The organism is Sphingomonas sp. 4RDLI-65, assembly GCF_049472435.1.
GTDB lineage: Bacteria > Pseudomonadota > Alphaproteobacteria > Sphingomonadales > Sphingomonadaceae > Sphingomonas.
The window spans coordinates 597,307-609,436 of sequence record NZ_JBCEBT010000002.1 but is presented as its reverse complement, the minus strand read 5'-3'; the positions used below and the strand labels follow the sequence as shown (position 1 = coordinate 609,436).

Below are 12,130 nucleotides of genomic sequence, written 5' to 3'. Positions count from 1 at the left end.
CAAGGTGTAAAGCCATCTGTCACAGACTTTTTCACTGCCTGAAACCTGCCAATCACTCGCCTACGAGAACGGTGGTTTCGGCTTCCACTGAACCTCAATCCGATCCATAACCTCAGCAGCAACGGACGGTGTTGCAAAGAGGATATGGCATGCAGACGGGCAAGTTCATTGCATACTATCGGGTCTCAACGGATCGTCAGGGGCGGTCCGGTCTGGGGTTGGAGGCTCAACAGGCCGCTGTTCGATCATACCTCAACGGTGGGAAGTGGTCGCTGATCCGCGAGTTCGTTGAGGTCGAAAGCGGGAAGCGCGATGATCGCCCGAAGCTGGTCGAGGCGTTGCGTCTATGTGAACTCACGGGATCGACCTTGATTGTCGCCAAGCTCGACCGACTGTCCCGAGACGCTGAGTTCCTATTCCGGCTCGATAAGTCGCCCGTAAACATCCGGTTCGCTGACATGCCGATGGCCGACAAGGTGATGATTGGGATCATGGCCGTGGTCGCGCAGTGGGAGCGCGAGCAGATCAGCAAGCGGACCAAGGAAGCTCTAGGGGCCGCAAAGGCGCGCGGGACGAAGCTAGGGGGAGATCGGGGCAATCTCGCTGCGGTAGCGGCTCTGGGGGCTTCCAAGAGCCTTGAGGTAAGGAAGGCGATGGCGGATGGTCGTGGTCGGAAGGTCATGCATTACATCGATGAAGCTCGCGCATCTGGAGCCTCGACCTTCGCGGCGATGGCCGCACATCTGAACCACGCGGGCATTCAGACACCACGCGGCAAGACGTGGCATCCCGCATCGGTGCAGAAGCTATTGGTGAGGATGGAAGGGTAGGGCAAATGGGTCGGGCAGCCCGCCTCACAGCCCCGCTCAGCACGATCCCAATGGTTTCCGCTCAGCCGTGGCCTGCGGGTCTGAGAGGTGTTGAGAGGGGCTGGGATCGGGGTCGGTTTCTGGACCCCACCCCCCGTGGGGACACCTGAGGGGCGGGTGTCGATAATATCCCTTTCACCCACCCCGATTCTCTTTCCCTACCAAAACACTCAAACTATTTTGAAAGCCGAAAAAGGCCCCGCGTCCAGCAGCATCGCGTTAATCGCTCAGGACTTCCCCAAAGCCCAATCAACTACATCCGTTCGCGTTACACTATGCCAATATGACATATGCGGCACATTGGCGAACTGCATTTCTTGCCCGAATATCTTGATACGCCCTCGATGCGCCTTCCATGAACCGTATCGGGCCTTCTCGGACTTGTAGTCGAGTGTGTCGGCCACTTTCTTGATCCAGTTGATGCTGCCGAACGTGAGAAGCAGCTTTGGCTGAATCGTTTGGAGAAGCATCGTATGAACTGGCGCGCACAGCGAGATAGCCGTCTTGAAATCTTTGTGCGCGTTGACATCGCGGGATCGGGTGAAAACGAGATTGCTGGCAGGAACATCTCGAACTGGAATCCCTAACCGTTCACATACCGCAGCTACTCGAAGCTGTAGGGGAGCCATGCCGCATTCATATGCTTTTCTTCGATTTTCCCATGCTTCGTCGAGGAAAGCATTCTTACCCTGTCGGGCGCTTACAAGATTGTCACGGAGAGACGACTCACTTTCACCACCCGGATTCAGCCCCATGAGATAAACGGGGCCGGGTTTCACGGTCTCCCCGCTTGAATACAGGACTGCTCCGGGGGCGTCGATGATGCCAGCGTTACAAAGATATTGCTCGATACGGTCAATCGAGTCGGTCATGATGGCATCGCTTCATTCGCTACCAAATCGTCACTCATGGACTGAACTTCGTTGATGATCTCGGTATGACGGCTATACAGAACCCTATCTAAGTCCCAAGCATCGATCCCTATTTCAGTGGCTACCCTTCCCATCATTGCTTCACGGACTTCGTATGGGGGCAAGCCCCCGATCACCGTTTGAATGACAGCATTTAAGCGATGGTCGAAGGCAAAGTGCGTTTGAACTAGAGGGTGATAGACATCCATCGGCATGTTCCGGGCATATTTATCGCCAATTCCGGGGTATGTTTTCAATGCCGCAATGAGTGCTTCAGCGCTTTGCAAGGACGCAAACCGTTCTCTAACCACCTTTGGTCCGCCGTCGTTTTTAATGCTCTGATAAATCTTCTCAAGATTGTTGGCAGTGCGCGTCAAAAATCTCGGGTTCGGAACTGTGAGGAAGAGAGCTTGGCGCTCGTCATCCGATAAGGCGTTGACTGCCGCCCATTCAAAAAGAGATATCCTTGGTTCTACATTATTCGACCAGTTCTTCGAGCCGCCGTAGGTTGCGCACGACATAACGAAGCCGATCCATGGCCAGTCTTCTTGTTCGCCAAATGCTATAGCCTCCACCTTCAAGGACTTAAGATTGTCAGACATCTTGGCGGCATGCCGAGCTATAATATTTTTGACTTTTTTTGGAAAATCAATCGTCTTACCATCCCATGGAGCATCTAGCTCTTTAGATCTGCGGATTGGCTGTCTTGCAGCAAGGCGGCTTCTCAGTTCGTTTTGAGCCTCGGCAAGCGGCCAAGGACCTCCTAGTGTCATTTGCGCTGCTTCATAGTTTGCAATGAGCGTCTTAAGCTGCCTATTCGTTAAATCTTTAATATCAAGCATACCTCACCCCTGTTTGTAGGCTGACTTACCACGGACATGAATGCCAATCTATGTTTATTACATGATACGGTCACGCGGCATAAATATGGAAAAGTCAAAGGACCGATCCATCATGCCCCTTCCAACTCTTCACACAGCCGCCAACCCCGTCATCGAAGTCGATGTGAACGGTCTCCCTATAGACTCCCCTGCGACGACCAGCGGTCGATCCATACAGGGAAACGTGGCATCGGGAGCAATCGATGCCGGAAACCCGGTGAAAGTCGGCGGTGAGTATCTCTCCACCGCCCCGGTGTTTACCAATGGAATGCGCGGGGACTTGCAGATTGCGGCGAACGGCTCGCTCTATATCGATACATCGCGCAACGTGAATCAGAAGTCTCCTACCGTTGACGCGCAGGCGGCGGCAACCGGTCTCAACACCTATTCTCAGAACATGTGCTTCAACGGGACGACATGGGACCGCGTGCGTGGCGACGCCAACGGCTCGTATATGCAGACAGTCGGAACAGCGACCGGCATTGCGGATGGTGCGAGCAACTTTATCACGATCCCGCGTACGCCTGCTGGTGCTGGCATCAACACACTCAACTTCCCGCTGTATTTCAACGGAACCGGATGGGATCGGCAGCGGGGAGATATCACGGGAACGTGGACACACGCACCCGCAAGCGCCGCATCGAATGCTCTCTCCGGAACCATCACGACCAGTGGCGCAACCGCCGCCGTCGCCTTCATCAATACGGCTCGTCAGGAGATCATCAACCCATCGGCTTCTACGCTCTGGGCATCGTGGGGAGCACCCGCTGTAAACGGCGCTGGTAGCTTCCCCATCGCACCGGGTGGCTCGTTCAGCGCAGACCGCACAGCGGGAACACTGACGGTCCTCTCAACGGTCGCGGCGCAGCCATACACCGTTCATCGCTACGTGTGATGCGGGTTGGCGAGATCGACTTGAACCATGTTGCGAAGTTCGGGAGAGCCCCGGTTTGAATAAATACTTCCATGACCATCCGCACCAACATCCCGCGTTACGGGAACGTGTTTTTCGTAGGCGATAACTTCGACGAACTTCGCAACGTCCCCACTCTAAAGATTCTTAATGGCTACTCCGCTACTCTTCATGGGCGCACCGCAGTTGGCGACGGTCGAGGCGGGACTTTCGCATGGAACGCCAGCAGCGTAGCGCAAGATGACGACGACAAGACGATAGCGCCATTGGATGGTGCATCTGGACGCTGGATACGGATCGACGCAGGCCAGATTGGTCCAAAAGGTGAAGCTGGTGAAGGTCTCGGAAGTGTCATGGCCCCGGGTGGGTCGGCTCTCGTTGGCTATAAAATCCGCTCGGTCGCCGCCAAGCTAAACGAAGCTCCATTGTCGCCGGAAGACTTTGGGGCACTGGGTGACGGTATCCACGACGACGCCCCAGCGATTCAAGCCGCGCTCAATGCCATTACGGCGACAGCAAAAGCAGGAACTCTGATTTTTTCACCCGGTCGGCGCTACCGCTGCGATTCTCAGATCGTTTTGGATCGCGCATTCCACAACATCTCGGGTGCGGCTGTGCTCGATTTCAGTCACTGGAACGGCGTCTATATCAAAGTCGATGGAAGCTACACGGAGTTCGGCAACGGTTACGGGATGAATGGCTCGATTGATGGTCAAATCGTCATCAACGGCAGTGGTAAAGATAAAACTAACGTCGGCGTGTTGTTTGAAACGGCCCTCGCGGCATCTTCGACACACATTCGCACTGTTGGAATGACGATCACAAACTGCGCGGTCGCTTGGCAGTTTGGATCGCGCGGGTACAATCAGGAATTCATTAACTGCAAAGCTATGGCTTGCGGTGTGATCTTCGACTGGTTGACCGACAAAGAAGATAACGACGAACGGGTCTCAATCTTTGGTGGCACATTCTACAACTCGGATTTGTTCATCCGACACAAGCGCCCCGCAGGCGGCATTTATGTTTACTCATCGTCAATCGATTATGTAGCCAAGCTGATGGAGGTCGTAGCCGGGAAGGTTCAGTGGTTCGGCGTTCATACAGAAAGTAATCGATTTAATGACTGCCCTATTGAAGTAAGCGGTGACGGTGGGCTATTCGTGATGGTCGGCGGCTGGTTCTTGATGCAATCCAATACCGGCAGCTTGAAGAATTTTGTAAAGGTTGGAGCGGGAAGTTCGGTTAAGTTCGATAATGTAATCACCAACAACACGAACGCGATCCTGACAACCGACGCTTTGACTCCGACGACGTGGGCGACCGGCGCAGGGCGTTTCGAGATGCGCGCCACGGAACCGGGCTTTGCATTTGGCGGCTTCCCGGCCCGTCTTCACGATAGCTACAGCGCGCTTGCTGACGGTAGTTTTGACGCCGCAGTGCTCGGACAGGACACGATTTGGCGCGACGCCGATACCAACGCGATTCAGGATAGGTACGGGGCTGTTCTGCCTTCGGGCGCGGGCGCACCTAACAATCTTGTCCTCACTCGCACCACGACGAACTCCTATAATGGGAGTGGGGCACTACGCGCCGACAAACAGTATGGCGCAACTAGCGCGGCCAGTTTCGTTCTAATGGCTGTTCCGGTTCGTTATGGGGACAAGATCGTTGCCGGGTTCCGTATGCGATCCAGTGCAGATCGTCCCGGCACCGGTAACGCGGTAATTCAAGCTGGCTTCGCCAAGCTTGACGGATACGACCAATACAATGTCCCCAAGATCGCCCGTTTCGATCCACCCGGTGAGTTGCAGCAGGCTCCTACGCAGACATATCAGCTTATCCTCGCGGTGAACGGGACTACTCAGATTGTCGCGCCTTCATGGTCAACCCACTTCATCGTCCGTGTAAATCTTGTCTTGGTCAACCAAGGGGCTTTGCTGTTCGACGGCCTGTGGTGTGACCGAATGTAGCGGCGCAGACTAAATATCTGCATGAGTGATAATACAACGAACTTCGTCACACTACGCGACGAGAACACAAAGCAGTTCATCAAGGGCGGGGTGGGAAACCCCGAAGGCAAGATCGGCCCCGCCCGCGAAAAAGCTCTGGTCGAAAAACTGACCGTCGAGCAGATGTATCGCGCGCACGCCGTCGAGGTGTTCGAGGAACTTCTAAAACTTATTAAAGCTCCGAACTCCAAGGTCGCACCGACCGCTAAGATCGCTGCGATCAAGGAGTTCAACGCTCGCGCGCTTGGCAATCCCTCCACGACCACGATCATCAAATCGTCGCAGAACGAGAATGATCGGATCGACCTCAGCCATCTTGATACATCGGTTCTTCGTTCCATTGCAGAGCAGGCCAACCGCGATCCACGCGGCACCCGTACCAACTAACCGTGACGCAGATTTCGCGCAAAGAGGCGCTTGCGTATGAGCGCGAACTTTGCGAGCGAAGCTTCTCGGACTTTATTCGGTTCGCGTGGTCGCAGATCGATACCGCGCCGTTTCGACCTAACTGGCATATTCAAGTCCTAGCCGACCATCTTCAAGCGATGGTCGAGGGTGCTAGCGAACCACGACTTCTAATCAATATCTGTCCCGGTTCCGCCAAGTCGATGATTGTCAATGTGATGTTCCCGGCGTGGGTTTGGACGCGGGACAACACCAAGCGCATCATCTCCGCTAGCCATAAAGAAAAGTTGGCGATCCGCGACAGCGTAAAGTGTCGTCGCCTGATTCAGTCCGACTGGTATCAGCGGCTTTGGCCTACTCAACTCCAGTCTGACCAGAACGCGAAAGCGGCATTCGAGAACCTGAATGGCGGTGCGCGGGAAGCGATGCCCTTCACCAGCATGACCGGCTCGCGTGGCAACATCGTTATCATCGACGATCCTCTCAGCGTCGATGATGCGAAGTCGCCTGCATATCGGGAGTCCGTCAAGGAAACCTTCCTAGAGGCTGTCCCCTCCCGACTTAACAACCCCGACACCGACTTGATTATCGTCGTTATGCAGCGGCTCCACGAGGAAGATATCAGCGGTATCATTCTCGAAAAACCCGACTTGGGCTATGACCATCTTTGTATTCCGCTCTTTGCGGATGGCGAAGTTCGCAAACCCACAAGTTTGGGCTGGGTCGATCATCGCGAAGAGGGAGAGAACATGTTTCCCGACCGGTACACCGAAAAAGTTGTTCGGTCGTATAAATCGAGCCTTGGTCCGTTCGCATTCGCCGGTCAGTATCAGCAACGACCCGTCCCAGCCAATGATGGGTTCTTCCGTGCTGAGTGGTTCCCGCTGTATAAACCCGAGCAGCTTCCGAAGACGCTTCACCACTACATCACATCCGACCACGCCCCGAGTGGCAATGGTGACTACAATGTCTTCCGCGTGTGGGGAGTCGATGCCACCAAGCAGTTGTGGCTGGTCGATAGTTTCCGCGCCAAGTGCATCATGGACGAAGCGATGGGGATCGTGCGCGATCCTAAGACCGGACTGACAACGATTGCTGAAACGGGGGCGCTTGCGCTCATTCGCCAATACAAGCCGATGTGCTGGTTCCCCGAGAACGACAACACTTGGATCGCGATCAAGGGGTTCGTCCAATCTGCCATGATTGAGACGCAGACGTTCTGCCGCATTCAGGAGCTTCCGACCAAGGGGAGCGGCGACAAAATGGGTAAGGCGGTCGCTTATCAGGCGATGGCGTCGATGGGGCGGGTTCATCTCCCGGTCGGTTCGATTGGAGACGATGCGCTCAAGGAATACGCGACCTTTCCCAACGGTCGTCATGACGATCAGGTAGACGCAGATGGGGCGATTGCCCGCGCGCTGGCGGATGCCATGCCTGCGATTGCGCCCCCCAGCACGAAGCGCGACGAGATCGACCTCTACGATGGGTTCAACCCGTCCAGCGCCTCGGACATGTGCTGGTAAGACTAAATATCATCATGACGAATGATGAAGGCTACAAGCCCCCGAAGACTGCCGACGAACTGAAACTTTGGGTGGATCAGTATCTAAACGCGACCCGCGAAGATGCGAAAAAGGTCAACCGGGATCGCGACTACTTCGACGGACACCAGATTAGCGCAAGCGTCCGAGCAGAACTCGACAAGCGCGGCCAGCCTCCAATCTACACAAACAAAATCTCGTCCGCGATGTCGGGTCTGTTCGGCATCATCGACGCCGGAGATACCGATCCCGAGTGCTACCCCCGCACGGTAGCGGCTCAGGACTCCGCAGACATCGCAACCAAAACTCTTCGCTTCGTCACCGAAAAAGCGAAGTATAAGTCCAAGCGGCGCATGATGTCCGAAACCTTCCTGATACAGGGTATCGGGGCAGGGATTACGCAGTGGTCGAACGGCGCTGTCACGATTGATCGCATCCGCTGGGAAGATTTGGTCTATGATCCACTGTCGCGTGAACATGACTTCTCAGACTCGAAGTTCATTGGGATCGCCAAGCTACTTGATGCGTCGGATGTCGCTGCGTCATATCCCGAGGCATACGCAAAGCTCGACAGGCCAACCGGCGACCTCGGGAATTTCTTCGACGATGACAGCAAGTCGAAGTGGTGGTCTACTCCCAAGCGGGACCGTTTGCGTGTCATCGATCTCTATTACCTGATTGGTGAGGGCTGGCACCGAACCGTGTTCTGTGACGCTGGGGCGCTCTGGGAAGGTCCGAGCGACTACCACGACGATATAGGTGGCTCGATGTGTCCCATCTCGGCAATGAGCTACGAGGTGGACCGCAAGGGGATGCGCTATGGCGCTATCCGCCACATGATCCCCCTACAGGACGAGATCAATGCGCGTCGGTCTCGCCTCCTACATCTGACAAACCATCGTCAGGTCCAGCAGACCGATATGTACGCGCCCGCTGAGAACAAGGCGGTTGCGAGTCGTGAAGCCTCAAAGGCCGATGGCGCGATCCCGTTCGGGTGGGCACCGATCAGCGCGCCGGACTTGGCGCAAGGCCAGATGCTAATCCTACAGGAGTCCACCAAGGAACTCGACCGCATGGCACCCACACCGGCCATTCTGGGACGCCTGTCTGGCGACCAGTCGGGCCGCAGTCGTCAAATCCTCCAGCAGGCCGGATATACCGAACTCGCTAGGGCTTTCGGTCGATACGAAGACCTCGAAAAGATGATTTTCACGAAGTCGTGGTGCATCGCGCGCGAATATCTCGACCAGCCGACCATGATCCGTATCGCGGACGATCCTCGCGCTATCAAGTTCCTACAGGTCAACGAACCCGTCATGGGGCCGGTCCAGCAACCCGTCACGGATGCCTCGGGGAAACCCGTGATCGATCCCCAGACGGGTCAGCCCGCCGTCCAAACCGTGATGGGCGTTGTAGGTCAGAAGAATCGTTTGGCAGAACTCGACATGGATATCATCGTCTCAACGACGCCTTCCACCTCGACGCTTGAACAAGAAGTATTTGAGAAGATCATGGACACCGCGTCAAGCTTGTCGATCTCCCCGCTTGATCCGCAGTTCGATGCGCTAATCGAGTTCATGCCTCTAGCGAACAAGCGACAAACGCAGGAGCGTCTAAAGCGCATTCGTCAGGAAGCCTCGCAGGCTAATGGTGAGCAGCAAGCCGCACAGGCCGCACAAGATGAACATGCGCAACAGCTACAGTCGCAAGCCCTACAGGCGAAGACTGCGAAGGATGCCGCGCACGCCAGCAAGACGAATGAGGAGGCCGCACAGATCGCGATGGAGAACCGCCACATCGTAGATCAGTCGAGCATCAACCAGCCCTATGGGGCACCGTATCCGCTCCAGTGAGCAGAAGTTGTCCCCTGCGGTATAAATAAGATTGCAAGACTGGCCGGTCTTGTGGGTGCCGCCCACCCTAAGGGGCGCTTTCGGTCTGGTAGAGCCGCAAATCTACCAAAGATGTCGCCGGTCTTCAATCGGGCGTTTCGCGAATGAACCACGCGTTGATGGTTTGGTATGAAGATGGACAAGTTAGACGATTTCTTTTCGCATGAACCCTTGGACGAAACCCCACAGGTAGAGATTGAGGAACCCGTTCTAGAGATTAGTGAGGCGGAAGCCGAGCCGATCAATGAAGTTATCGAGGAACCGGAGGCGCAAGTCGAGGAGACCACGACAAAGGGAACTACGGTTCCACTTGGCGCGATACAGGCCGAACGGGCTAAGACACGACAAGCTATCGATGATGCTAACGCACTTCGTCAGCAGATCGCAGCATTGCAGGCTGCGCAGCAGACGAAGAATACTCCAGACCCTTACGACGACCCGCAGGCTTACAACCAATACCAGCAGGGCGAAATCGCTCGACAGGTAGCGGAACAGGTCGCGATGTCCAACTTTACACATTCCCGAAATCGAGCGTTCGAAAAATACGGCGCTGAGTTCATGGAAGATGTTGCGAAGTGGGGCGGTGAGTATGCAGCCGCGAACCCCGAGTTCGAAGCCCGCATGTTGGCGCAAGCCGATCCAGCCGAATGGGTCATTCAGCAGAAGAAACGCAGCGAAGAACTCTCGTCATTCGATGCTGACCGCGCGGCATTCATCCGCGCTGAAGCTCTAAAGATGGGATTCGTGGAAGTCGCAGCACCAGCCACGATGGACGCAACCTCAATCAGAGAAGTGAAGAAGACCGCAGGGCCAGCCTCAATCGTAAACGCGAAGTCTCGCGATGCGGCAGAGGTTGAAAATCCCAAAGACGCGTTCGACGACATCTTCTCCAAGAAAAAATAATCGTAGTCGTAAAAACTACCAAGGAGAATAATGGCGAACTTTAAGCTAGTAAGTGCAAACGAAAAGCATGTTTGGTCTACCAAGTATACCCGAGAGTATGTCCGCACTTCGGGCCTCATGCCCTACATGGACACGTCCGCAACCGCAATCATCCGCATGGACAAAGATTTGTCCGGTAAGCAGGGCGCGGTAATTCACTTCCCGTACTTCGCTAAGCTCAGCGGTGCAGGCGTCACGGGCGGAACCCAGTTGATGGGGAACGAAGAGAACCTGAAGAATTACTCGACCGGTGTCCGCGCTACTTTGCGTCGCAACGGCGTAAAGATTCAGGAAAGTGAGACCTACAAGACCGAACTCGACATCGCAAATGTCGCCCGTGCGAGTCTCATTGATGACTCGGCTGAGAAGCTTCGCAACGACGTAATCGTTGCAGGTCAGTCGGTAGTCGTTTCCAGTGGCCTCGATGCCGATGGAAACCCTCTTGAAGACACGTATCAGCCGTTCGCAACCGCATCGGCAGCGCAAAAGAACGCGTGGCTGGTAGCTAATACCGACCGCGTGTTGTTCGGCACCAAGCGCGCGAATTCCATCAGCGGTGTTTTCTCTACCTCTGCCGCTCTCGTTGATTCGACGCAGAAGATGTCTGCCGCTCTAATCAACATGGCAAAGTCGATGGCTAAGAAGACTGGTCCGTTCAAGATCAGTCCGTATCGCAGCGATGCAACGGCGGGTCGCGAATGGTTTGTTCTGTTTGTCGATTCCGAAGGTTTTCGCGATGCGTCGGTTGATCCGATCATCTACGCCGCGAACAAGGATGCGCGTCCCCGTGATGTCGAGACGAACCCGATCTTCCAGAGCGGTGACTTGATCTACAACGGCGTCATCATTCGCGAAATCCCAGAGTTGACCACGGCGGGCGCTATCGGCGCAAGCGGCGCAACTCTTGGTCATGCACTCCTTTGCGGTCAGTCCGCAATCGCAGTCGGTATCGCAATGATGGCCGAACCCCGCGTTCAGGCTTGGGATTACGGCATGGAGAACAACGTCGCAGTCGTCGAAATCCGTGGTCAGGCGAAGATGTCGGCGGCTGGTGTCCAGACCGGTATCGTATCGATCTTCCACGCAAGCGCACTTGACGCTTAAAAGCGTCCACGAGTGAACAGATGAGGCGGCTCCAGAGATGGGGTCGCCTTTCTTGTTTTGATCTAAATACTAGTATGAACTGTCTCAATCTTATCTGCCGCTCGATGAAGCGGATCGGCGTACTCGGCGGCGACGAACTACCCCGCGAGAATGAAGCCGCAGACGCTCTTGAAAGCCTCAAAGGCATCTACCGCAGATTAATCAACGAAGGCGCGTTTGGCGCTATCCGCGATGTCTACATCGATGGCGATTACGATGCCGCGCCGGGACAGCGCTTGATTGGCGATTGCGGCATGGTCTCATTGCCGGATCGCGCAACCGATCTCGCGTTGATTTGCATCGTCGATCCGCAGACCAATCAGACTGACGAATATCTTTTCGATGCGCGTACACAGAAGTGGCGCACCATCGACGATCTCGACATGACCTCGGATGCGCCTTTGTCGGCTCGCGATCCGCTTGGTCTAGCCTGTTATCTCGCAGTCGAACTGGCGGACGAATATGGTCAGCAGCCATCCGAGATGACCGTTCGCAACGCAGCACGGTTCCAAATGGCGATCACGCACAACTGGAGTGCTCAGGAAGCCGACTGCCCATCGACGGTCTACTTCTAATGCCTACGGTCCCCTTGGGCGTCAGAGCATACTCGCGCGCCGCGTCTTC

At 55.4% G+C, this 12,130-nt stretch carries 11 protein-coding genes; 9 read left to right on the top strand and 2 right to left on the bottom strand.

Going from position 1 to position 12,130, the window contains the following annotated elements:
- The first annotated feature begins 149 nt into the window (after window positions 1-149).
- Window positions 150-830 carry a recombinase family protein gene (locus tag VH567_RS07890; protein ID WP_423324791.1) on the top strand — a complete coding sequence of 227 codons (681 nt, stop codon included), beginning with the start codon at window positions 150-152 and terminating at the stop codon, window positions 828-830.
- 266 nt (window positions 831-1,096) lie between these two features.
- On the opposite strand, the gene VH567_RS07885 is transcribed toward VH567_RS07890, so the two are convergent.
- Both VH567_RS07885 and VH567_RS07880 read right to left on the bottom strand, forming a co-directional pair.
- Window positions 1,097-1,741, bottom strand: a complete 645-nt coding sequence (locus VH567_RS07885; protein WP_423324789.1) for a hypothetical protein — start codon at window positions 1,739-1,741, stop codon at window positions 1,097-1,099.
- Window positions 1,738-2,622 carry a hypothetical protein gene (locus VH567_RS07880; RefSeq protein WP_423324787.1) on the bottom strand — a complete coding sequence of 295 codons (885 nt, stop codon included), beginning with the start codon at window positions 2,620-2,622 and terminating at the stop codon, window positions 1,738-1,740. The genes VH567_RS07885 and VH567_RS07880 overlap by 4 nt, the downstream gene beginning before the upstream one ends.
- 223 nt (window positions 2,623-2,845) lie before the next feature.
- Between VH567_RS07880 and VH567_RS07875 the strand changes: the two genes are divergently transcribed.
- The 8 genes from VH567_RS07875 to VH567_RS07840 all read left to right on the top strand — a co-directional run bounded on the left by VH567_RS07875 (window position 2,846) and on the right by VH567_RS07840 (window position 12,081).
- On the top strand, window positions 2,846-3,556 hold the full coding sequence (locus tag VH567_RS07875) for a hypothetical protein (RefSeq protein ID WP_423324785.1): 711 nt from the start codon (window positions 2,846-2,848) through the stop codon (window positions 3,554-3,556).
- A gap of 71 nt (window positions 3,557-3,627) precedes the next feature.
- The gene (locus VH567_RS07870) at window positions 3,628-5,544 is read left to right on the top strand and encodes a hypothetical protein (RefSeq protein WP_423324783.1); all 1,917 of its coding nucleotides are present in this window, start codon (window positions 3,628-3,630) and stop codon (window positions 5,542-5,544) included.
- A gap of 21 nt (window positions 5,545-5,565) precedes the next feature.
- Window positions 5,566-5,970: a hypothetical protein gene (locus VH567_RS07865; RefSeq protein ID WP_423324781.1), complete on the top strand. Its 405-nt coding sequence runs from the start codon at window positions 5,566-5,568 to the stop codon at window positions 5,968-5,970.
- A gap of 2 nt (window positions 5,971-5,972) precedes the next feature.
- Window positions 5,973-7,511 carry a hypothetical protein gene (locus VH567_RS07860; RefSeq protein ID WP_423324779.1) on the top strand — a complete coding sequence of 513 codons (1,539 nt, stop codon included), beginning with the start codon at window positions 5,973-5,975 and terminating at the stop codon, window positions 7,509-7,511.
- A gap of 14 nt (window positions 7,512-7,525) precedes the next feature.
- The gene (locus tag VH567_RS07855; protein ID WP_423324777.1) at window positions 7,526-9,382 is read left to right on the top strand and encodes a hypothetical protein; all 1,857 of its coding nucleotides are present in this window, start codon (window positions 7,526-7,528) and stop codon (window positions 9,380-9,382) included.
- 168 nt (window positions 9,383-9,550) lie between these two features.
- Window positions 9,551-10,324, top strand: a complete 774-nt coding sequence (locus VH567_RS07850; protein WP_423324775.1) for a hypothetical protein — start codon at window positions 9,551-9,553, stop codon at window positions 10,322-10,324.
- A gap of 30 nt (window positions 10,325-10,354) precedes the next feature.
- Window positions 10,355-11,467 (top strand): DUF4043 family protein, encoded by a 1,113-nt coding sequence (locus tag VH567_RS07845; protein WP_423324773.1) that lies wholly within the window; start codon window positions 10,355-10,357, stop codon window positions 11,465-11,467.
- Window positions 11,468-11,571: 104 nt separating this feature from the next.
- Entirely contained in the window at window positions 11,572-12,081 is a 510-nt protein-coding gene (locus tag VH567_RS07840; protein ID WP_423324771.1) for a hypothetical protein, read from the top strand.
- The last annotated feature ends 49 nt before the right edge of the window (window positions 12,082-12,130 follow it).